Genomic DNA, 22,947 nt, shown 5'->3' with positions numbered 1-22,947 from the left:
CAAGGTTTTTAATTTTTAAAAATTTTCAAATAAATTTATTTTGTTTACAAAAATTATATTTTGTATTATACTAGTTATTAGTGGGAACTTATGCTCAGACATAAGTATACGCTAGCCCATAAAAAACACCTATCAAAAAGATAGGTGTTTTTTCGTTAACTAAAGAAATTTATAAATGTTACTATTGTTGGTATGGCTACTAAATCTATTAAGAATGCACCTACTAATGGAACTATCAAAAATGCTTTAGCTGAATTTCCATACTTTGATGTTACTGAATTTATATTAGCTAGTGCATTTGGTGTTGCACCTAATCCATGACCTAACATTCCTGAAACCATTATAGCTGCATCAAAGTCTTTCCCCAATACTCTAAATGCTATAAACGCTCCGTATAAAGCTATAAATATAACTTGAGATGCTACTATTACTATCATAGGTCCTGCTAATCCTGACAGTTCCCATAATTTTATAGTCATTAACGCCATAGTTAAAAATATTCCTAAGCAAACATTACTTATTATATCAATTGAGTACAAATCCAAATCAACTATTTTAAATCTATCATTTATATTTCTAAATATTACTGCTATAAACATAGCACCAACATATCCTGGAAGTACTATTTTAGTTACAGATGAAAACAAAGTTCCAACTACGCTTCCTACAGTCATGCAAGATGCTATTACTGCTATTTGTACAATCATAGTATTCGAATTAAAGGAATCACTAAGTTTTATACCAGCTACGTCTTCTACTGAAACATTGTTATTAATTTCATTTTCATTTGGTGTTAATTTATATTTATCTATCAAATATTTGGATATAGGTCCACCTATAAGTCCTCCACACATTATACCAAATGTAGCAGCTGCCATACCTATTGTAACTGCTCCATTTACTCCTAAGGACTCTATCGTTGCACCAAAGGATGCTGCAGCTCCATGACCACCTTCCATAGAAACAGCCCCACACATTATACCTATTAAAGGATTTATATTTGTAATTTTAGCCCCTATAACTCCTATTAAGTTTTGTGCTATTGAAAGTAATCCGCATAAAATCCAATATGTTATAAGTAGTTTACCCCCTTTTTTTAACAAATTAAAGCTAGCTCCTAATCCTATTGTTGTAAAAAAAGCTATCATAAAAGGCGATTGAAGTGTTGTATCCATAGATATACTTACCATATTAGAAGTTTTTAATATAAAAATAATAATTGCAAATAATAATCCTCCAATTACTGGTCCTGGTATGCAAAATTTTTCTAATAATTTTATTTTTCTTTTTAGAAAATTACCAAATAGTAAAAGTAAACTTCCTAATGCAACTGTAGCTATCATATCTAAATTTATAATTTTTATTCCATCTATTATTTCAAATTCCATATGCAATTCCCCTTTATTTTATAAATATTGAGCTTTATAAATATATACTCAGCAAAATATAAAGTTAGAATCTAAGATTTATAAAATAAAAAATGCTTTGATTAACAAATCAGTTGATCAAAGCATTTTTAAATAATTATTTTTTAATTTTCATTACCAAACCTTCTATATCCATCATTCTATCTAAATAATACCATTTACATTCACTTTTAATTTTTGCATATTTATCTTTTTTATCATAATTAGAAGCTTTTTTAGTATAAAACTTATATTCTTTTTTTCCATCTTTTTTAGTTATAGTTTCATATCTTAAACTATCTAAAAATTTAGCTTCTAAGTATCCATATACTTGTACTCTTTTTATATCATAAAGATTTTTAACTAAGTATTTCTTAATAGGATGTTTTTTATCTTCTACTTCTAAGTTTAAATGTACACCTATATAGTAACTTTCTTTATTATTTGAATCAAATTCATTTTTATCTATTATAAGTCTATTATGTATATCTTTATCTATACAAGTTTTTATACCTATTTTTTTACTTTTTAACACTTCAGGTTTAAGTCCTCTATATTTAAAGTAATTTAATACTCCACACTCTCCTATTTTTTGAGCAAATATCATCTGCTCTCCTATTTGCTTTTGTAATTTTTCATCTTTAATAGATGATGGAACTAGTTTTTTATAATCTTTAGATTCTTCTATACACTTTTTTGCATATTCTATACATTCTTTAACTTGGTCATCTGTTACACTAACAGATTTAGTTACTAGTTTATCAAATTTATGTTTTATATTAATGTTTTTTACATTTATTAAATATTTACTCTTTGCGTTTATATATGTCACTTTTATTTCTCCTTAAAGTTTATTCTTAAAATTGCATACAATAATACATTACATTAAAGTTATTTTATTTTCAAGAACTATGTTTATTTATGTTAACATATTTATATAGTAGTATTTTAGTTATTAGGAGGGATTTTATGACTTATTCATTAGTACTTTTAATGTTATTATCTCTAATTATTCTTTTATATTTTACATATAAACCCCATAAAATTTTTAAAGGTATTTTTAAAACTATAACTAGTATACTCTTTGTAACTATAGCTATAAGTGGCTATTTAGAAAAAAGCAGTAATTTTATTTATTTTATTTTTATTCTTTTAGGTCTTTTATTTTCTCTATTTGGAGATCTATTTCTTATATTTAAAAATAAAGATAAAAATCATATAAATAAATTTTTTATCTATGGTCTTTTAAGTTTTAGTCTATCTCATGTATTTTTTTCAATAGGATTTATATACCTTAGTCACTTTAGCTTTTACACTATACTATTTTCTTTTTTACTAGCAGTTGTAGTTTTATTTATTTTAAAGTGTATAAAAAAACTTGATTTTAAAGATTCTTTTTATTATGTAGCTTTTTATTCAGTTGTAATTAGCTTTATGTTTATTCAATCTTTAAATCTATACTTTTCTATCAACTTTTATAATCCTTATGTTCTATGGATTACAATTGGTGCATTATTATTTGTTTTATCAGATTTAATATTATCATTTGACTACTTTTATAAAGATTGTCCTAAGTTTATAGCAGTTCTTAACCTTTTAATTTACTATATAGCCCAATTGCTTATAGCTTTAAGTATCTTGTATATATAAAAAAATCTTATTTAAAATAGATTATGTCTACTTCAAATAAGATTTTTATCTTAAAACGTATGAAGTGAAATTTTTGGCTTAACTCCAACATTTAAAGATTTACAAGTTTTAGTATATAATAAACTTAAATTTGGTAAATTTTTATTCTTTAATTTATCAGTTGTAAAATCTGTAAATAATTTAAAATATAAAAAATTCCAGCTACATATAAATAATAAAACTCCAACTAAAGTGTCTATAAGCAGCCATTTATTATTAATTTTAATGCTATCTTCATATATCTTAGATAAGCTTAATAAAGAGTCGTATACTTGTCTTCTTTCATAATTATTTATTGATATTTTCCCTAATTTATTTTGTATTTTCTCATCTAAACTTGCACTAGACTCCCAGTTGTCATATTTATACCCATTTACATAATATTTGATATTTCCATCATCTTTTTCTAATTGAGAATATAAATTATCATTTACTACTACAATCCATATTCCAATCCCTTTTGGAAGTATTTTACCATCTGCTATACCTTTTACTTTTAGATTATAAAGACCTATTTCAAAATCAGTAAATTTACTTATATTTTTCTTATATCTTTTATTGTCGAATCTTGGTACTATTAGTGTTTCATCGTTATTTAACTTAACCTTTCTTAAGTTTAACTTTTTTGCTACCTTATTAAATTCTGAGTTTTTTATTACATATTTTCCTTCATTATTTATATTTAATATTTCAAATGCAGTTTTATCATAATCGTATCCAGCTTTATTTAATGTATTTTCTATAACTTCTACTTGTTGTTTTTTTACGTAATTGTAATTTGAAGATATATAGTTTAATACAAATGGATAATCAGCTTTTTTTACTTCCAGTTTATTAGCTAACACTATATGTAATATAATTACACATCCTAAGCTTGCCACTAAAAGGGTACTAGTTAAAAATAACAATTTTAAGTTTTCTTTTGATATATTATTTATTTTTAACATTTCCATATTTATCTGCTACCTTTCCTTTTTGTTTATATAATAATAATATATCAATTCTATTTTTTTTGGTATTTATCTAAATTACATTAAAGTTACTTTTTTGTAAGATAAAATATATAAATAAAAAACTTCTTTAATATATACTATAGACCTTTTCTAAAGAAGTTTTTATTATTAATTGTATTATTAACTATTTTCGAAAAATTCTTTAGCATATACTACCTTTCCAGATACATCTTTAAGTGCATTTTCTTCAAATTCTATTGCCATAAAGTTTGAACTTGGAACCTCAAAAGGTGCTTTTATTCCAAAGTTTAGAGCCTATTTTATTAAAAATAAATTATATCTATATCTTCTATATTTTTTTCTAATATTTATATTCATATAATTTTTAATCCCTATAAAAATAAAAAAATATTACATAGAGTATTTCAGATTCAACCTACTTATGTAATATTTTTTTATTGGATTTTTTATTTATAATTTAATTTTATACAACTTGCTTTTTACCAATCCTATTAATAAAGTATAGTACTATTGGTATACTAATAATCCCTATTGTAACTATTACATTTAAATATAAAACTGGCTTTCCAAATATGTTATATGTACTTATACTTCCAAACATATTTATTGGACCTATTAAATTTTCTATATTTAGTTCTGCAAAAATCTTAGTTAGAGTATATGTTGGCATAAATCTACCTATAAATTCTGGACCTAATAATGTAGCTACACTTACTGCAAAAGATATCATATTATTTTTACTTATTAATGATACTAACATGATTAATAATGTAAATAATACAGTACCTATAAAACTTACTATTAATCCGCAAACATAGAAAGTTCCTATATGCATAGTATAAGGAGTTCTTACATAAGATGATAAAAAGCTCATCGGTACATCCCACCCCTTAAATCCATGCATTGCAAGTATTATCACCTGTATTCCGTTCATAATTAAAAATACAAATGTAGAAAATATCAAACCTGTTATTATCTTAGCAGTAGTTAATTTTTTTTGCCCATTTTTAGAACTTAATACTATTGATGCCGTATTACTTTGATATTCATTACTAAATATGGTACATATAGAAACAAGTATTAATATAGATATCCACATACAATTCATATTAAAATTTGTTGCCTCTCTCCATCCAAACTTAAAGTAATATTTCGGAGTTTCTTTTTTAGATACTAAGTCATGTATATATTTTAATTCTTTATATTGGTAACTATTAGTATCTCCTTCTTTTTCTAATCTTTTTAGCTCTTTTTTCATATCATCAAATTTATAAAGTTTTCCATTTATCATATATTCAGGATTGATCCATATTAAATAATCTGTCATACCAAAAGCTTTTACTTTTTCTTTGTCACTCAGTATCTTTCCATTATTATATTTTGTAAGTAAATCACCGCATTGTTTTTTAAATATATCATGTTTCTTCTCTGTTATGATTTGACCTTCATATTCTTTACCTATTTTCTGTATACTGGAGTAGCTTAATCCCTTTGACCTTATATCTAAATAGCTTGTTACTGTATTTGATAAAGACGCTACTATACATCCAACTAATAATACTAATACTATTTTTTTTGAAAAAATCTTATACAACTCAAATTTAACTAAATCTTTCATATTTATCCCCCTTTATAAGTCAGTACTAATCTCAAAGTAATATAAAAATAAATCTTCTAAATTAGGTGATTCTTCTATAACTTCAATTCCATCTATTAATGGACATTCATCTCCTACAACCCTAACTATAATATACTCATCATCCCTTATAATATTAGAAATTTTAAATTTACTTTGTACTTTATGTAATAAATCTTCCTTTATCTTTAAACTATGTACTTTTCCTCTGATACTATTTAAAATTTCAACTGGAGTAGCTTTTTCAACTAATTCTCCATTTCTCATTATCAATATTTCATTTGCTATAAATTCTACATCAGATACTATATGTGTTGATAGTATTACAATCTTATCTCTTGATATCTCTGATATTAAGTTTTTAAATCTTATTCTTTCATTAGGATCAAGCCCTGCTGTTGGCTCGTCTAATATTAATATCTTTGGATCATTTAAAAGAGCTTGAGCTATACCTAACCTTTGTTTCATCCCCCCAGAAAACTTACCTATTTTTCTTTTTCTATCTTTTTCTAAATTTACAAACTTTAAAAGTTCATCAATCTTAACACTAGCTTCTTCTCTATCTATTCCTTTTAATGTTGATACATATTCTAAGAACTTTTGTGCTGTAAAACTTTTATAAAATCCCACATCTTGTGGTAAATAACCTAAAACATCTCTATAATCTGCTCCTAGTTCAGTTTTACTTTTTCCATTTAAATAGATCTCTCCACTAGTAGCATTTGAAACATCTGCAATTATTCTCATAAGTGAAGTTTTTCCTGCTCCATTAGGTCCTAATAATCCATATATTCCATTAGTTAAAGTTACATTAAAATCATTTACTGCAACCTTATCTTTAAATGATTTTGTTATATTTTTTAAAGTTAATTCCATATCTTTTCTCTCCTAAAAATCAAATTTCTTATAATCTGTAAAATTTATACTTTTTTTATAAAATACTTTTAACGAAATTATAGTTAATACCCCTAGTATTGCTACTATTGCAAATAGCTTTAAGTTACTTACATTTGCAATATTTTTAAAAGTATTACTATCTACCATGTTCGAACATATTATCCATATTCCAGTTGATAATGCTATACTGTTCATGCTTCTATATATAGATGCTGTTAATAATGAAACAGTAGATATAAAACAAATTGGTATTAAGCTTGTATTTATTAATTTTAATAAATTAACTTCTGAGTAAGTATTTGATAGTATAAAACTAACAAACAAACTTATAGCTATTGAAGTAATACCTATTATTGTTAATTTAGCAAATACTATTTCTCTAAAAGAAAATTTATAGCTAAGTTCTAGTTCCCAAACTCCTTCTTCTTTTCCTCTTAAAATTTCTACAAACCCTAGTAGTACTGGTATAGGTGAAATTGTATAAGAATATACATATGGATTTAAATTATATTTTATAGTTCCAATCAATCCCCCTAAAGTAAGTATTAATGATACTATAATATACATTTTGTTAAATACCATAAATTGTATTTTCATTAATTCTATATTTGTCTTTATTTTATTTATTAAGTATGTATTTTTATTTACTACTAAATCTTCACTTATACTTTGTGGCATGTAGTTTATTAATGTTTCTATAGTTAAATCAATTTTTTCTTCATCAACTGTTTTTACAACATAACTATCTAAAAAGTTTTCTATATCCAATAAATCTTCTTCTAATAGATTTTCAAATTCATAATCATTTATATCATCACATCTCATGTTGTTTATTTTTGATGGTGTTTTTTTCATAGTTATCACCTCCAAGAAATCTTTTTAAGTTTTTAACACCATTAAATAATCTTGATTTTATGGTGTTTTCATTTTCTCCTGTAATATAACTTATTTCTTTGATTTTTAAATCATTGTAATATTTTAATATAACTGCTTCTCTTTGAAGCTTAGGTAAATTTTCTATAGCTTCTTTTATCTTAATTGCCTCTTCTTTTTTCGATAAAATATCTACTACATTAGTTTTATCTTCTATTTCCTGATTAGCTATATCATAGCTTTGTGTCCTTTGTTTATAAGTCTTACTTCTGAAGTAATCCTTTGTCGTATTTGCAGCAATTTTTAATAACCAACTTTTAAATTTACCATTTTCTATTTGATACTTATCTATATTTTTCATCATTTTTATAAATACATCTTGGGTTATATCATAGGCTATATTATAATCACTAGTATTTCTGTATATAAAGCTATGTACTAAATCGTAATATCTTTTAACTAAAATTTCCATTGCACTTTCATTACCTTTTAATAGTTCTTTTATTAACTTTTCATCTGTTTGTACCAATTTATTTCCCTCCTTTCAATTATATAACGAGGTTAATTTATAAAAAGTTTTATTTTATCTATTTTATTTTAGCAAATTTTTACTAATATTATTTTCCCATACTAATTTAGTAAATCATTTATTTAAATTAAATGTATTAACTATAAATTTGAATTAATATTTATTTTAGGGAGGGAGTTTTTATGAATAATAATGAAAAGTATCAGAGCAATAATAAAGTTTTAGTTCAAAAGTCAGTAAAATCAGGGCTTTCTTTTGGAGCTGGTCTAGCAATGGTCATTTCTTATACAGCATGGAAATCAATACCTTGGGCTATATTTCACGGTATATTAAGTTGGATTTATGTAATTTATTATTGGATTAAATATAAATAACTTTAAATAAAAATAGCCACAATCTAATTTAGATTAGTGGCTTTTTTATTTCTATATTTATTAATTTTTTAATTATGATTTTCTATAAGATACTTCATAGTTTGTTTATCCATAGCACCTGGAACATATTGAGTTATATAACCTTCTTTGTCTATTATAAAAGTCGTTGGATATGCACTTATACCATATTTATAAGCTAATTCTCCATTATTATCCATAACTACAGGAAAAGTATATTTTTCTTGTTGTAAAAATTTTATAATATTTTCTTTAGATCCTTCACGATCTAAATTTGGTGATGCTACTCCTAGTATTGCTACATCTTTATTATTTTTATTATATTCTTTGTATAATTGTTCTATATATGGCATTTCTGCTTTACATGGAGGACACCATGTTGCCCAGAAATTTAAAAATACAGTTTTGCCTTTGTAATCACTTAGTTTATGTTCCTTACCATTTTGATCATATAAAGTAAAATCTATAGACATTATTTTTTCATCTTTATTTTCTCTGTCTATACTTTGGCTATTTGAATCAGAATTTTTAGAATCATTTAAGTGTTTATATACTCCAAAAGAGCCATTTATAAACATAACTAATCCTGATAATATGAGTATAATCCCACCTATCTTTTTTATTAATCCCATATAATTTTTCATTTTATTAAATGATTTAAATAATTTATTATAAAATAATGATGCTAGTATAAATGGTAATATGAACCCAATTGTATAAAATAGTATAAGTAAATTTGACGTTCCTACATTATTAACACTTGATGACATAATAAGTACAGATGTTAGTATAGGTCCTATACAAGGTGTCCACCCAAAGCTAAATGTAAATCCAAATAAAAAGGCAGATATAGGATTTATTTGCTTAGTATTTATATTAAATCTTTTTTCTTTACTTAATAAAGAAGATTTTATTACTCCTATATAAAATAGTCCCATAAAAACTATTATTAATCCACCAAAAATCTTTATTAAATCTTTATTAGTATCAAAAAATGATTTTAAAGCGTTTACTGATGATCCTAATATAAAAAATGTTAAAGATATACCTAATGCAAAAAACAAAGCATTTTTAAATAATAAACTATGTATAAACTTACTTTTATCTTCTTTCAAACTTTCAATACTACTATTTGATAATATACTTAAGTATATCGGTAATATAGGTAATATACATGGTGAAAAAAATGATAATACCCCTTCTACAAAAACTACAATCAAGTTTAGTTTTTCCATAATCCCCCGTTAATCAAAACTTTAATTTAGCTTTGATAACATACTCCTCTCTTATTAATTTTAATTTTCTTAAGTTAAATTTCTAATATTAAAACACATGTATTATTAATAATTGTATCAATATTTATGAATTTTTTAATAGTTTACTTTATAGTAACTTTATTATTTTTTTAATTCAAATCCTCCATCAAGTGTTATCTTTGCTGATATTGTACTTTTTGATTTTATTTTTTTTATATCTATATTAGGTTGTGTTCTAGCATTTAATGGGTATTTATTATCTTTAAATTTAAGTATTGTATTATATTGATTTTCTATACCATCTCCACTTATATTTACAATAATATCATTGTATCCATTAGTTTTATGTTCACTTATAACTATTGGTACATTTACTAAGTTCGTTTGTGATATTAATTTATACTTATTATCATTTTCTTTAAATATCAACATAGTTCCTTCTTTTATATTACCAAAATCAGGTCCCCAAAGATAAGCAATTGTTTCATCTTTATTGTCATTATTTAAATCTTTATAAAAATACATATATCTATTATCATCATTTTGTTGTACTTTTGTTTCTTTTAATATAGCATTTACTAACTCTTTATTAGATTTACTGCTGTCTTTATTTTTATACTGACTACAACCTATACTTAACATAGATGCACATATTAAAACTAGTATACTTACTTTTTTCATACTACACCTCTTTTATTTCATTATATATAAATTATTCCCTAATATATTTAAATAATTTCAAATTTGTTTTTATAAATTAAAAAAACTGATATAGGATAAATATATCCCATATCAGTTTTAGTTTTTATAATCCAGATTCTTTAAATTTATTATTCATAAACTCAGTCATATTATGGAAAACTCTTTTAAATATTACTAATAATAAAAATATTATAAAGAATATAGCTAACATAACTAAATCATGATGAACTGCAGTCATGCTAGGTCCTGCTATAGCTTCTCTAAATCCATCTATCGCATAAGTAAATGGCCAAAATGGTTGTAATACTTCAAAGATTTTAGGGTTGGTTTGTATAGGATATATTCCTCCAGACCCAGCAATTTGAAATACCATAATAACTATCGCAATAGCCTTACCCACATTTCCAAATAAAGAAACTAATGTAAATATTATTGTTGTAAATAATATTGAAGATACTATTGTAAATATATATAAAAGTGGTACGCTTACAGGAGCTTGGAATATAAATATATCCCCTGTTGCAATTATTAATGATTGTATTAGTGATACCGTCATAAATGTAAGCATCTTTCCAAAGTGTTTTTGAAGTAAATTTGTTCTTTCACCTTCTAATTCTTCACACTCTGTAGTAAGTATAGATGTTGATAAAAGCGCTCCTACCCATATAGCAAGTACTGAGTAAAATGGCATTAATGCAACTCCAAATATTCCTGCTTTATAAAGTTCTACTGTTTTTACTTCAACAGGTGATGATATAAATGAAGCTATCTCTTTTGAATTTTTATTAAGCGTTTGAATTATCTTATCTAAATTTTTATCTGTTAATACTTTTGTTTTTTCTATTAATTTGTCTAAATCTTTTTCAAATTTATCAAGTTCTTTAGATATATGATTTGCTTGTTTTACAGCAACATCACTACTTGATATACCATAATTAGAAAGTGCATTTAACTGTGGTACTATAACATTTATACTTGCTAATACATTGTTAATATTATCAGAACTAGAGGTCATAGCATTGCCTACACTATTTAAAACATTAGATATATCAGTTGAAAAGCTACTGCTTATTAAATTTAATTTATTATTAAATGAACTTGATAAATCAGATAAAGAGTTAAGTTGTTCATTTATTTGATCTTTAGTTGCTCCATTTTGTATTAATGATTTTATATTTTCTAACTTATCACTTTCTGAAGAAAGTACAGTTTTTAAATCATTAAGTGAGCTAATTATATTTTCTACTTTATTACTTTCATGTATATTATTTAATTTTTCTAATCCACTTAAAAGTTTATCTATAGATGTATTAGAAGATGAAATTAATTTTTGCGTAGAATCTATAGTTTTATTTATTTCTTCATTAGAAACACTATCGTTTATATTTTTTAAATTATTAATTTCATTTTGAAGTTTACTATTTATATCATTTATAGAAACCATGCTACTATTTAAATTTTGTGTGGCATTATTTACATTATCTTGTGAAGCTGTAATTAAACCTTTACTATTATTTACTACATCTTGAAGATCCTTTACTTCTTTTGTAATTTTAGGAAGATTTCCTTTACTATCATTTAAATATTTTTTAAGTGTATCTGCATGATTGTTTGCTTGTTTTACATAATCATTTATTTTTTCTAAATTACTATATGTACTATCTAATGCATCTTTTAATTGTATTATTTGTGGTTTATTGTCTTCTAATTTAACACCTAGTGAAGATAAAAATTCAAAAGCTTCTTTATTGACTGTATCTACAAAGTTTGCTTTTACTTCTTCTACTAATTTGTCCTTTGCAACATCTGTTATTTTAGTGGCTATTGCATTTACTTTTTCATTAGCTTTATATATTATATTAGGCTTTTGTGGGTCTGAAGTTGTAAGCGTTGATAAATCTTTTGAAAAATCACTTGGTATTTCTATTAAAGCATAAAATTTACCTTCATTTAATTGATAATTACCTTGCCAATCATCTACAAACTTCCATCCTATACTATGATTTTTCTTAAGCTGATCTACAATCTCATTTCCTACATTTACAAATTTTCCTCCAACAGAAGCTCCTTCATCTTTATTAACTACAGCTACTGGAAGATTTCCTGTGTTTACATATGGATTCCAACAGGCTTTTATATTAACCCATGCATATAAAGAAGGTATTAAACAAAGCCCACCTATTATTATAAAGGCTGCTGGAATAGTTACTATGTGTTTTAAATCTCTTAAATAAATTTTAAAAACTTTCTTCATATCCTCACCTCTATAATTACTCTGACAATCCAGATTCTTCAAATTCTTTTTCAAATTTTCTAACAGCACTATTAAGTCTTTCTTTTAAGAAATATCCTATAAGTATTGTTATAATAGCAAATCCTGTTAATACAACAACATTAAACATTACTGTACTTAAAAGTGGTCCTGCTATTGCTTCCCTTAAGTTGCTTAGTGTATATGTAAAAGGGAAAAATGGTTGAAGTATTCTAAATATTAAAGGGTCTACTTGTATTGGATAAGTTCCTCCAGATCCTGCTATCTGAATAACCATAAGAACTATACCTATAGCTTTTCCTATATTTCCAAATAGTGATACTAAGTTATATAAGATAACAGTAAATACTGCTGAAGAAAATACTGTTGTAAATATAAATAACATTAAGTTTTCAGTTTGAACTCCAAGTACAAACTTATCTCCTATACCTACTATAAATCCTTGTATCATTGCAAAGAATACAAATGTTATCATTTTTCCAAGATACTTTTCTTTTATTGTCAATTCATTAAATTTTTCTGCTTCAGTTGTTAAAAGTGATGTAAGTACTAATCCTCCAACCCATAAAGCAAGTGTTGTATATATAGGTGCCATACCAGAACCGTAATTTGCTATTGGGTAAATTGGTTCTGATTTTATGTTAAATGGATTAGATATGTAATTTCCCATAACTTGTGGCTTACTTTGAAGTATTCCTATTATGGCATCTAAATCGTTGTCATTAACTTTTTTAAGCTCTGTACTTAATAAATGTATTGTATCTTTAAACTGGTTTAATTTAGAATCTAAATCCTTAGACATTTGTGCTGTTAAATTACTTCCTTTTGATGCATATCCTAACATGTCATTAACAGCTTGTACTAATCCTTTAGAACTATCTACTAATTTAGATGCATCAGATGTTGCTGTTACTAAACTATCTGCTGTTTTGTTTAGTTCCGGTCTAACATTTGAATCATATAAATTTATAGAGTTATTAACTTTGTTAGATAAATCATTCGCAGTAGAATTTATAGAGTCTATTGTACTTTTTATAGATTCTTTAGAATCATTTATTTGATTTTTAAGTGAATCTAATCTATCTTGTTCTGAGCTAATTCCAGTTTTTATTTTGTTTAAACCCTCAATTAATTTATCTATATTTTTATTAGGTTTAACTTTATTAAAATCACTTAAATATTTAATAATAGAATCTATCTGAGATTTACTACTGTTTATCTGATTGTTAACTTGAGATATAGCTGATTCTATTGTTCCTTTTGATATAGAATCCGAATTATTTAAATTATTTACTATATCTTTTATTTGATCGTTTTGACTGTTAATTTTATTTAAAGTCGATTTAATATTATCAAGTGATCCATTTAAATTATTTTTTATGTTGCTTATATTCTCACTAGTGTTTAAGTTACTATTAGATACTGCACTTATTCCATTTGTTACTTGTGGAAGAGTACTTTGTATACTTTTTAAAAATTCAGTTAAGTTTTTAGAATTATTATTAACACTATCAAGTGCAAAGTTTATAAGACTCATATGCTCATCAAGTTGTATTATAGCTTTTTTAAGTTCTATTATCTTATCTTTACTATCATCAATATCTTTTCCATACTTATTTAATGATGAGAAAATAGTCTTATTGACAGTAGCTATAAAGTTTGAGTTAATTTGATTTACAAGAGTTTCTTCTGCAACTTCTGTTATTTTCCCAGCAACTGGATTCGATTTTGTATCAACCTTATAAACTATAGTTGGCTTTATAGGTTTTCCAGTTTTAACACTAGTTAAATCATTTGAAAAGTTACTAGGTATTTCAATCATAGCATAATAAGTTCCATCTAAAACTCCTGCATTCCCTTGTTTAGAGTTTACAAACTTCCATCCAATTGATTTGTTCTTTTTAAGTTCTTTAATAACACCATTTCCTATGTTTATGTTTTTGCCATCTAATTTTGCACCTTTATCATTATTTACTATGGCAATTGGCACTGTGCTAGTATTCTCGTAAGGATTCCAACAAGCTTTTATATTTATCCAAGCATAAAGAGATGGTATAAAGCATAAACCCATTACTATTATTAGAGCTATTGGGTTTTTTATTAAGTTTTTTATATCTCTTTTGAAAACCTTAATTGCATTTTTCATAATTACCTCCATTTTTGCGACATTCGTTAGAAATCTAAGCATCAATGTATACATTATAACATTTTTTTACATATAATTTAATATTTAATATAATGTGTTTCAGTTCTGAATATTTAGTATTTTAAAATAAAAAGACAGGCTATTAATAACCTGTCTTTTTTATATTTTAATTTTATAATTATAATGTATAAATATCTGAAAATTCTACATTCATCATATTTACCTTACTTAAAAACTTAGGAGATTCACATGAATTTAAATCTTCTTCTTCAACTAAATAATCTGGTAAAGTAACTATAAATTCACTACCTTCTCCTAATACACTGTTTACATGTATACTTCCTCCATGCATTTCAACTAAAGACTTAACTAATGTAAGTCCTATTCCACTACCTTCTTTTTCCCTTTTTAGTTTATCTTTTACTTGTTCAAATCTTTTAAATATATTTTCTAAACTTTCTTTAGGTATACCTATCCCACTATCTTTAACACTTATTTTTATATTATCATTGCAATTTACAGTTACTTCTATTTTTCCACCTGGATTGTTAAATTTTATAGCATTAGATATTAAATTTAATATAATTCTTTCCATATTATCTTGATCAAAACTAATTATCTTTTCTTCTACATTTGTATCAAATATTATACTTAATTTATTAGACTCTACAAATTCAGAAACAGATAAACATATATTTTCAATACAACTTATAATGTCATTATTTTTAGGTGCATAAGCAAAGCAACCCGCATCTAACCTTGTAGTATCAATTAAGTTATTTACTAATTTTAATAAACGATTTGTATTTTGACCAACTATTTTTAAGTATTTTTTAAAATATTCAAAATTTTCATCATCTAATTTTTCCATTCTTAAATAAAGAACTTGAAGTGAGCTTGCTATCACATTTATAGGTGTTCTAAGTTCATGAGATAAATTAGCAAAAAAATCCATTCTTAATTTTTCTAACTCTAATTCTACCTTCTTATTTTGGGTAATATCACTTAGTATGCCTATTTTTTTCACTACATTACGATTTTTATCTAATAAAGGTACGAATTTAGCAAATATCCATTGTTCTTCTTTCCCTTTTCTTTTTATTTTAAATGTAAAGCTATAACTCTCTTTAAATTCATAGCTTTTAGGCCTTGTTTCAAATTCAATTTGATTTCCATTTTTACACCATTTTTCTATATCATTATATGATTCTCCTAATTGAGATCCAAATACTTTTTCAAAAGAAGGACTTATATATTGAATCTTTTCTTCATCAATTATAATAATAGCATCTTCTATGTTATTAGCAATTTCTAAAAATATTTTCTCATTTTTTTCTATATTTTTAAATAATTCAACTTTTTTAGTTATTTCTATAGACATACCTATTGTACCTAAAATTATATTATTATCTTCAGTAAATGGCCATTTAACAGTTTGAAAATATCCAATTTTATTAAAATTTGACTTTATAAAATCTTCATATGTATTCATTTTATTATTTTTAATAACATCGTTATCCTGAATAGTAAACTCTATTGCAAAGTCTTTAGACATTATATCATAATCAGTTTTTCCTATTACTTCATCATACATTTTATCAAAAAATTCCAAAAACTTATCATTCACATCTATATATACACCATGTCTATCTTTAATCCAAGTCATATATGGTGATTTTTTTAATAATAAAGGTAATTTAAGATACTTATTTCTAATTTTATTAAACATTATATGAAATTCATAATCTTTAACTCGATAAATATCTATGTTAAAATATGTATTTATCTTTTCTACATATATTTCTTTTGTATATTTTTTACTTTCATTTGCTTCTGCAAATATTTTTTCCCATTCTAGTTTCTCTTGTATTGGCATACAATTTAATATGTATTTATTGATTATATTTTCATCATAGCTTCCAAAAAAATTTTTATATGACTTATTAAAACCTTTAACAGCTATTCCTATATATCTACCTCTATTATCATTTATTACTTTCATATGCATATAGCCCATAGGGCTATTTTCTATCATTTCCCTATATATCTGATTCATTTTTGCCCCCTATACAAAAAATATCCATCATTATAATAATATATATTTTTTTATCAGGTTTCAAGTAAATGCTTTATTTTGCATAAAATTTCGTCAAAAATGCTTTATTTTTATATTGTCTTTTCTAGTTTATATTTATAATCATTTCCATTTTAACTCTACTAGGATTTTTTTAAAGATAAAAAATTTAATACTTCATAACATATTCTAAAAATTTTGTTTCTTTATTTATCTCTTCACTTAAAATTTTAAAGTTTTTGTTTTTATAAAAATTAAATGCATTTTCATTATCTTTATATACTGATAAACTCAAATTATCATAAATATTAATTACATGATCTATTAATTTACTTCCTATTCCCATTCCTTGATTATTGACATCAACAAATAATGCACCTATAAAATCATTATTTATAATAGATATAAATCCTTTTATACTACCATTATCTTCATATACAAAAGTATCTGATATAGGAATATAAATATTTTTAACATTGTTATAATTTTTTCTCCAGTAATTTTCATCTATAAAATTATGAGCTTTTATAGTACTTTTTAGCCAAATATCCATTATTATATTTATATCTTTGTTTTCTAACTTTCTTATCATTTAATGCTCTCCCCCAATTTAAATAATATTTAATATATTATAACATTTTTATTTTATTAAATAAAACCATATCTCTTAAGATATGGTTTTTATATTGATATTTTATTTTGCATATTTAAAAATTGCATCTCTTAAAGTCTGTGCTGCTTTTGTCCCTTTTTTATCATTGTAATATTTTTTAAATCTTTCATCATCTACATACATTTGAGCTAATCCTTTATGTGATTCATTAGAATATGTCGGCCATGAATAACATAACCACTCTTTATGCTTTTCATATACTTTTTTAGCAACATTACTTTCTAAATCTTGAGTTTTTATAAGTTCTTCTAAAGCTTCAAACATATCCTCTTCTATTTGTTGCATATTTGAAAATTCTTCTTCGCTTAAATTTAAAAACTTCTTATTTGATTTTTCAATAGTTTCTTTACCATACTTTTCTCTTATTTCTTTTCCGTATTTAGCTTCGTTTTCTTCTAATTTTTCTTTTTTAAATCCTTCAAACTTTTCTTTATTTGACATATCTATTTCTCCTTTATTATACGCTAATGTTTTTTCAACAGTTAATATAAGCTTATTAAGTTGATCACGCCTAGAGATAAGTTTTTTATAATGCTCTTTAAGTGCGTTATTTATATCAAAGTTTGGATTTGAAATTAATTCTCGTATATCTTCTAGTTTCATATCCATAGACTTATAAAATAGTATTTGTTGTAATAAGTCTACTTCTTTTTGGCCATATATACGATAACCTGATGAATTTATACGACATGGTTTTAGCAAATTAATCTCATCATAATATCTAAGAGTTCGTGCACTAACTCCTGCTATTTCTGATAATTTCTTTATTGTATACTCCATTTCAACTACCTCCTGACAATTTAATAATAAAGGATTACGTTAGGTAAAGGTCAATAGTAAATTTTCTATTATAAGTTTATAATTTTCTAATTATGATTTCAACTTGCTTAATTTTTTATATGTAACTAATAAAAGTTATAGGTCATATAATTAACTATCACTTAAAAGGGGGATAAGCATAATGGTATTAACAGGAGCTCATTACATTTACATTATCTTTATATTAATAATATTAGTTGCTATGATAATGAAAAAAGACACAATCGTACCTTGTATACTTGGTGTATTTTGTTTAGCTTTATTTTACACAAATAATTTAGCTAAATCAGTTGGAGCTATTTTTGATGGTTTAATAATATCTTTAGGTGAATTAGGTCCTATTATAGTGATAATTGCTATAATGGTGTCATTATCAAAATCCTTGGAAGATAATTATGCTATAGAGTATATGGTTAAACCATTTTTAAAAGTAATCAAAAATGAAACGACTGCATTTTTTACAGTTGGTATATCTATGACAATACTTTCTTGGTTTTTCTGGCCTAGCCCAGCAGTAGCTTTAGTTGGTGCAATATTTTTACCTATAGCTGTAAGATCTGGCCTTCCTAATATTGGTGTTGCCATAGCTCTTAATTTATTTGGTCATGGATTTGCGCTTTCAACTGATTTTATAATTCAAGGTGCACCTAGTATAACTGCTGGAGCTGCTGGTTTAAAAGTATCTGATGTAATAAATAATGGTATGATTTTATTTTGGGTTATGTCTATAGTTACCATAGGTGTAGCATTTTATATGCTAAAAAAAGATATAAAAAAAGGATTGTTTAAAAATGAAATAAATAAAAGTAAAGAAATAAACATAAAAACATTTAACATCAAAGCGAAAATAACTACATTTTTAGTATTAGCTTTATTTTCATTAGATATAATCGCTATGTTAATTTTCGATTTAAAAGGTTCAGATGCAACTGCACTGCTTGGAGGAACAGCTATATTTTTATTAATTATTATAAATATAATAAACCACGGTAAAAATAGTTTAGATAAAATATGCGAAAATATAACTGATGGCTTTTTATTTGGAATGAAAATATTTGCAGTGATTATTCCAATAGGTGCATTTTTCTATATGGGTGAAGTTGTTCCTTTAACAAACCTTTTAGGAGACGTACTTCCTAAAGCTTCACAAGGTTTGTTATCTGATATAGGTGTTGCTTTATCTCAAGCTATTCCATTAAATAAATATATTGTTTGTGGTATTGAAACTATAGTAGGTTGTATAACTGGTTTAGATGGATCTGGATTTTCAGGAATGGCTTTAGCTGGTTCTACTGCTTCAGTATTCGGTAGTGCTATAGATGTTAATGTTGGAACTTTAGCTGCTCTTGGTCAAATTGGAGCTATATGGACAGGTGGAGGTTGTTTGGTTCCATGGGCTGTTATTTCTGCATCAGCTATATGTGGTGTTGACCCTATAGAACTAGCAAAGAGAAATTTAATTCCTGTTGTAACTGGTTTAATTGTTACTACTATAGTTGCTATGTTTATTATATAAAAAAACTCTTATATCAAAAGATATAAGAGTTTTTTTATATTGGTTGCAAAGGCAGGACTCGAACCTGCGACCTTTGGGTTATGAGCCCAACGAGCTGCCAACTGCTCCACCCCGCGATGTTATGTTTCTTATTTATAAGGATAGCACACTGGTTATAGTATATCAACAATATTGAAAAATTTTCCTATTTTAAATTATAGTCATACTTGACAGTATAAAAAAAAAGCTTTATTATGTTAATAGTTAAATCTATTAAATATATTAACAACAAAAAAGGTGATGATTAATGAAAAAAAATATTAACTTAATTGGACAATTTAAAGCAGATTGGATTAGGTATAGCGACTACGAAATAAAAGAAAATGAAAAAGGAAAAAAATATATTTGCCCAACTGAATCTTCTTACTTTACCATGTATAATCCTTTTGATAATGCAAATGAATTAGTTTTTGACTTAATAAAATTAGGTGATTTAGCATTAGATAAATCTATAGAAAAAAGTACTATTGAAAATAAATTAATAGTATTTGCAAAAAAATATGGTTTATTAGGTTTAATAGCTTCTAGTGTTTACAATAGAAATATAATAGGTGAAGAAAAGGTACTTTTTGTAGAAAACAACTGTATAAAAAAAGAAGGTATTATGGACGTAGATAAATACCTTGATTTATTCTTACCATTTTGTGAAGAAGAAGAATTATATATTAGAAAAATAGGTAAACATTTAACAGTACATAAACTAGAAGATTCTCCTAAGTTTTATGGTAAAAGACCACTTATATTAGACCTTGTATTTTCAAGATTTTACTGTGAAGAAGTAGATTGGATTTTAGATTTTGCAAAAAATATTTCTACACATATTAACCAACTACTTATATACAAAAATGCCAATCTAACAGAAGCTGTTACTATTATGGCTGGTAAATTTAAAGCAGAAAAAATAGGATTAACTATAGGAGTATTAGATAAGCCAATTATTGAATGGGAGTTTGATTCACTTAAAACTACTATAGAAACTATATATGCTTTTGCAGTAACTAATGAAAATAATATATTAACTAGATGTGAATATTGTAAAAGTGCTTTTATAGCTAAAAGTGAAAGAGAAAAATATTGTACTCCTTCTTGTAGAAATTGTTCTAATGTTATTAAAAGTAGAAATAAGAAAAAAGCTTTAAAAAATAAAAAAGCTAATGATAATAAAGTAGGTGATGAAAAAATGAGTGATAAAGAAAAAAGAAAAAAAGAATTTATTATGGAATATAAAGAACGCCCTGTTACTGGTGGAGTTTATAAAATAACAAATACAATGAGTGGTAATTATTTATTAATGAACGATATAGATTTAAAAAGTACTAAAAATAGATTTGACTTTAGTGTTAAAACAGATATGAGTATGCACCCTAAAATGAGTAAAGATTGGAAAGAGTTTGGTTCAAATTCCTTTACATTTGAAGTTTTAGAAGAAATAGAAAAAAAAGATGCTCAAAGCAAAGAATCTTTTAAAGAGGATTTAAAAAAATTAGAAGAAATTTGGGCTGAAAAATTAGATTCAATTAAAAGATATTAATAAATATATAAAAAACTACCAATGTGTTATTTACCTTAACACATTGGTAGTTTTTTATTTAACATTTAATTATAATGCTTTTTCAATTACTTTACGACTTATATCTAATCCTAAATCACCAGTTTCTGATAAATTAGTCATACCATGACGCTCTAGTGAATCTACTACAGTATCTACATCATCTTTTGTAAGTCCATATTTAGATAAATGAGTTGGCATATCTAAAATTTCAAAGAATTCACGAGTTTTACTTATAGCTAAGTCAATTTTTTCGTCATCGCTACCTTCTTTTATGTCCCAAACACGTTCAGCATATTGAACTAGCTTAGCTCCTTTTTCTTTTCTTCTAACTTCCCAAAGTGCTGGAAGTATAGTAGCTAAAGTTTTAGCATGGTCTATTCCATATATAGCAGTTAATTCATGTCCTATTTTATGAGTTGTCCAATCTTGTGGTACTCCAGCAGCTATAAGTCCGTTAAGTCCCATAGTTGCACACCAAACAAGATTTGCTCTTGCATCGTAATCAGTCGGATCATCTATAGTTTTTCTTCCTATTTCTATTAAAGTTTTTAAAATACCTTCCGCTGTTCTATCTTGGAATCTTGCATCTACTGGATATGTAGCATATTGTTCAAGTACATGTATAAAAGTATCAACAACACCATTTGCAACTTGTGTTTTTGGTAATGTATATGTTAATGTTGGATCTAGTATTGAAAATTTAGGGAATGATAATGGACTTCTTACTGAGAATTTTCCACCATCGTAGCTAATAACTGACCCTCCGTTCATTTCTGAACCTGTTGCAGGTAAAGTAACTACAGTTCCTATAGGTAACCCTTTTGAAACTGGTACTGGTGTAAATCCATATTTTAATAAATCAGTTTTATCTTCACCTTCATAATTAGCTGCTAAGTTTACAAACTTTGTTCCATCCATTACAGATCCACCACCAACAGCTAATAAAAAGTTTATATTTTCTTTTTTTACTACTTCTACTGCCTTCATTAATGTTTCGTACTTAGGATTTGGTTCTATTCCCGGGAATTCAAATATTTCACGACCTTTTAAAGCTTCTTTTACTTTATCTAAAGTACCAAACTTTTTGATACTTCCTCCACCATAAAGAATTAATACTCTAGCATCTTTATCAATAAGATCATTTAATTTTTCTATTTTATCTTTTCCAAAGACGATTTTAGTTGGGTTATAAAACTCAAAATCTAGCATAATATTCATCTCCTTTTGCTTTATGTATTTATAATACCATATTTTTTTAATTGTTTTCAAATTTTTACATAAAATTTTAAATCAAATATAATAACTACACATAAATTCCCCAACAATTATATTTTTAATGTACTTATAAAATATAGAAATCTATAAAGAAAAATTTTAAAAAATTCTTATATTAAAAGCAACTTATTTTTAGTTTGCTTGGTATTACAAATAGGATTACTATTTAGGTAGTTTGTGTAGGAGTATAAAAAATACTCATAAGTTATAACTTATGAGTATTTTTT

Annotated in this window: 19 protein-coding genes and 1 tRNA gene; 4 read left to right on the top strand and 16 right to left on the bottom strand. The window is 25.0% G+C overall.

Annotated elements, in window-relative coordinates:
* Positions 1–155 precede the first annotated feature (155 nt).
* Entirely contained in the window at positions 156–1,388 is a 1,233-nt protein-coding gene (gltS, locus tag ABFX13_RS05125; RefSeq protein WP_346043433.1) for a sodium/glutamate symporter, read from the bottom strand.
* A gap of 136 nt (positions 1,389–1,524) precedes the next feature.
* On the bottom strand, positions 1,525–2,238 hold the full coding sequence (locus ABFX13_RS05120) for a hypothetical protein (protein ID WP_346043430.1): 714 nt from the start codon (positions 2,236–2,238) through the stop codon (positions 1,525–1,527).
* Between the two features lie 89 nt (positions 2,239–2,327).
* Here ABFX13_RS05120 and ABFX13_RS14745 point away from each other — a divergent pair, with 89 nt between their 5' ends.
* Complete coding sequence (locus tag ABFX13_RS14745; protein WP_428833861.1) at positions 2,328–3,056, top strand: lysoplasmalogenase family protein; 729 nt, start codon at positions 2,328–2,330, stop codon at positions 3,054–3,056.
* 50 nt (positions 3,057–3,106) lie between these two features.
* Here ABFX13_RS14745 and ABFX13_RS05115 read toward each other — a convergent pair whose 3' ends face one another.
* The 5 genes from ABFX13_RS05115 to ABFX13_RS05095 all read right to left on the bottom strand — a co-directional run bounded on the left by ABFX13_RS05115 (position 3,107) and on the right by ABFX13_RS05095 (position 8,004).
* The gene (locus tag ABFX13_RS05115) at positions 3,107–4,048 is read right to left on the bottom strand and encodes a hypothetical protein (protein WP_346043428.1); all 942 of its coding nucleotides are present in this window, start codon (positions 4,046–4,048) and stop codon (positions 3,107–3,109) included.
* A 484-nt stretch (positions 4,049–4,532) separates the two neighbouring features.
* The gene (locus ABFX13_RS05110) at positions 4,533–5,687 is read right to left on the bottom strand and encodes a hypothetical protein (RefSeq protein WP_346043425.1); all 1,155 of its coding nucleotides are present in this window, start codon (positions 5,685–5,687) and stop codon (positions 4,533–4,535) included.
* A 12-nt stretch (positions 5,688–5,699) separates the two neighbouring features.
* Entirely contained in the window at positions 5,700–6,581 is an 882-nt protein-coding gene (locus tag ABFX13_RS05105) for an ABC transporter ATP-binding protein (RefSeq protein WP_346043423.1), read from the bottom strand.
* 12 nt (positions 6,582–6,593) lie between these two features.
* Positions 6,594–7,457, bottom strand: coding sequence for a hypothetical protein (locus ABFX13_RS05100; RefSeq protein WP_346043420.1), 864 nt, complete (start codon positions 7,455–7,457; stop codon positions 6,594–6,596).
* Positions 7,417–8,004: an RNA polymerase sigma factor gene (locus ABFX13_RS05095; protein ID WP_346043418.1), complete on the bottom strand. Its 588-nt coding sequence runs from the start codon at positions 8,002–8,004 to the stop codon at positions 7,417–7,419. Before ABFX13_RS05095 ends, ABFX13_RS05100 begins: the two co-directional genes overlap by 41 nt.
* A 182-nt stretch (positions 8,005–8,186) precedes the next feature.
* Here ABFX13_RS05095 and ABFX13_RS05090 point away from each other — a divergent pair, with 182 nt between their 5' ends.
* On the top strand, positions 8,187–8,378 hold the full coding sequence (locus ABFX13_RS05090; RefSeq protein WP_346043415.1) for a hypothetical protein: 192 nt from the start codon (positions 8,187–8,189) through the stop codon (positions 8,376–8,378).
* A 68-nt stretch (positions 8,379–8,446) separates the two neighbouring features.
* On the opposite strand, the gene ABFX13_RS05085 is transcribed toward ABFX13_RS05090, so the two are convergent.
* The 7 genes from ABFX13_RS05085 to ABFX13_RS05055 form a co-directional block, all read right to left on the bottom strand.
* Positions 8,447–9,631 (bottom strand): redoxin family protein, encoded by a 1,185-nt coding sequence (locus tag ABFX13_RS05085; protein ID WP_346043412.1) that lies wholly within the window; start codon positions 9,629–9,631, stop codon positions 8,447–8,449.
* Between the two features lie 162 nt (positions 9,632–9,793).
* On the bottom strand, positions 9,794–10,333 hold the full coding sequence (locus ABFX13_RS05080; RefSeq protein ID WP_346043410.1) for a hypothetical protein: 540 nt from the start codon (positions 10,331–10,333) through the stop codon (positions 9,794–9,796).
* 124 nt (positions 10,334–10,457) lie between these two features.
* The gene (locus ABFX13_RS05075; protein ID WP_346043407.1) at positions 10,458–12,608 is read right to left on the bottom strand and encodes a YhgE/Pip domain-containing protein; all 2,151 of its coding nucleotides are present in this window, start codon (positions 12,606–12,608) and stop codon (positions 10,458–10,460) included.
* A 16-nt stretch (positions 12,609–12,624) separates the two neighbouring features.
* Entirely contained in the window at positions 12,625–14,772 is a 2,148-nt protein-coding gene (locus tag ABFX13_RS05070; RefSeq protein WP_346043405.1) for a YhgE/Pip family protein, read from the bottom strand.
* 178 nt (positions 14,773–14,950) lie between these two features.
* On the bottom strand, positions 14,951–16,828 hold the full coding sequence (locus tag ABFX13_RS05065; RefSeq protein ID WP_346043403.1) for a sensor histidine kinase: 1,878 nt from the start codon (positions 16,826–16,828) through the stop codon (positions 14,951–14,953).
* A gap of 187 nt (positions 16,829–17,015) precedes the next feature.
* The gene (locus ABFX13_RS05060; RefSeq protein WP_346043400.1) at positions 17,016–17,438 is read right to left on the bottom strand and encodes an N-acetyltransferase; all 423 of its coding nucleotides are present in this window, start codon (positions 17,436–17,438) and stop codon (positions 17,016–17,018) included.
* Positions 17,439–17,540: 102 nt separating this feature from the next.
* Positions 17,541–18,299 (bottom strand): MerR family transcriptional regulator, encoded by a 759-nt coding sequence (locus ABFX13_RS05055; RefSeq protein WP_346043398.1) that lies wholly within the window; start codon positions 18,297–18,299, stop codon positions 17,541–17,543.
* Positions 18,300–18,480: 181 nt separating this feature from the next.
* On the opposite strand from ABFX13_RS05055, the gene ABFX13_RS05050 reads away from it, so the two are divergent.
* A complete protein-coding gene (locus ABFX13_RS05050) occupies positions 18,481–19,854 on the top strand; it encodes a hypothetical protein (protein WP_346043396.1) in 1,374 nt (457 codons plus the stop codon).
* A 40-nt stretch (positions 19,855–19,894) separates the two neighbouring features.
* Here ABFX13_RS05050 and ABFX13_RS05045 read toward each other — a convergent pair.
* Positions 19,895–19,970, bottom strand: a tRNA-Met gene (locus ABFX13_RS05045).
* Between the two features lie 170 nt (positions 19,971–20,140).
* On the opposite strand from ABFX13_RS05045, the gene ABFX13_RS05040 reads away from it, so the two are divergent.
* Complete coding sequence (locus tag ABFX13_RS05040) at positions 20,141–21,424, top strand: GIY-YIG nuclease family protein (RefSeq protein WP_346043394.1); 1,284 nt, start codon at positions 20,141–20,143, stop codon at positions 21,422–21,424.
* Between the two features lie 69 nt (positions 21,425–21,493).
* On the opposite strand, the gene ABFX13_RS05035 is transcribed toward ABFX13_RS05040, so the two are convergent.
* Positions 21,494–22,654: an iron-containing alcohol dehydrogenase gene (locus tag ABFX13_RS05035; protein ID WP_346043392.1), complete on the bottom strand. Its 1,161-nt coding sequence runs from the start codon at positions 22,652–22,654 to the stop codon at positions 21,494–21,496.
* Positions 22,655–22,947 lie beyond the last annotated feature (293 nt).

Origin of the sequence: Paraclostridium tenue (assembly GCF_039521565.1) — a bacterium.
GTDB lineage: Bacteria > Bacillota > Clostridia > Peptostreptococcales > Peptostreptococcaceae > Paraclostridium > Paraclostridium tenue.
Note: the sequence above shows the minus strand (reverse complement) of the source record. Positions and strands in the feature narration are given on the sequence as shown.

Coding starts and splice junctions, on each gene's coding strand:
- gltS (WP_346043433.1), bottom strand. CDS start 1,388: ATGGAATTTGAAATAATAGATGGAATAAAAATTATAAATTTAGATATG.
- ABFX13_RS05055 (WP_346043398.1), bottom strand. CDS start 18,299: ATGGAGTATACAATAAAGAAATTATCAGAAATAGCAGGAGTTAGTGCA.
- ABFX13_RS05085 (WP_346043412.1), bottom strand. CDS start 9,631: ATGGAAAAACTAAACTTGATTGTAGTTTTTGTAGAAGGGGTATTATCA.
- ABFX13_RS05090 (WP_346043415.1), top strand. CDS start 8,187: ATGAATAATAATGAAAAGTATCAGAGCAATAATAAAGTTTTAGTTCAA.
- ABFX13_RS05060 (WP_346043400.1), bottom strand. CDS start 17,438: ATGATAAGAAAGTTAGAAAACAAAGATATAAATATAATAATGGATATT.
- ABFX13_RS05115 (WP_346043428.1), bottom strand. CDS start 4,048: ATGGAAATGTTAAAAATAAATAATATATCAAAAGAAAACTTAAAATTG.
- ABFX13_RS05080 (WP_346043410.1), bottom strand. CDS start 10,333: ATGAAAAAAGTAAGTATACTAGTTTTAATATGTGCATCTATGTTAAGT.
- ABFX13_RS05035 (WP_346043392.1), bottom strand. CDS start 22,654: ATGCTAGATTTTGAGTTTTATAACCCAACTAAAATCGTCTTTGGAAAA.
- ABFX13_RS05065 (WP_346043403.1), bottom strand. CDS start 16,828: ATGAATCAGATATATAGGGAAATGATAGAAAATAGCCCTATGGGCTAT.
- ABFX13_RS05050 (WP_346043396.1), top strand. CDS start 18,481: ATGGTATTAACAGGAGCTCATTACATTTACATTATCTTTATATTAATA.
- ABFX13_RS05105 (WP_346043423.1), bottom strand. CDS start 6,581: ATGGAATTAACTTTAAAAAATATAACAAAATCATTTAAAGATAAGGTT.
- ABFX13_RS05100 (WP_346043420.1), bottom strand. CDS start 7,457: ATGAAAAAAACACCATCAAAAATAAACAACATGAGATGTGATGATATA.
- ABFX13_RS05040 (WP_346043394.1), top strand. CDS start 20,141: ATGAAAAAAAATATTAACTTAATTGGACAATTTAAAGCAGATTGGATT.
- ABFX13_RS05110 (WP_346043425.1), bottom strand. CDS start 5,687: ATGAAAGATTTAGTTAAATTTGAGTTGTATAAGATTTTTTCAAAAAAA.
- ABFX13_RS05070 (WP_346043405.1), bottom strand. CDS start 14,772: ATGAAAAATGCAATTAAGGTTTTCAAAAGAGATATAAAAAACTTAATA.
- ABFX13_RS05075 (WP_346043407.1), bottom strand. CDS start 12,608: ATGAAGAAAGTTTTTAAAATTTATTTAAGAGATTTAAAACACATAGTA.
- ABFX13_RS14745 (WP_428833861.1), top strand. CDS start 2,328: ATGTTAACATATTTATATAGTAGTATTTTAGTTATTAGGAGGGATTTT.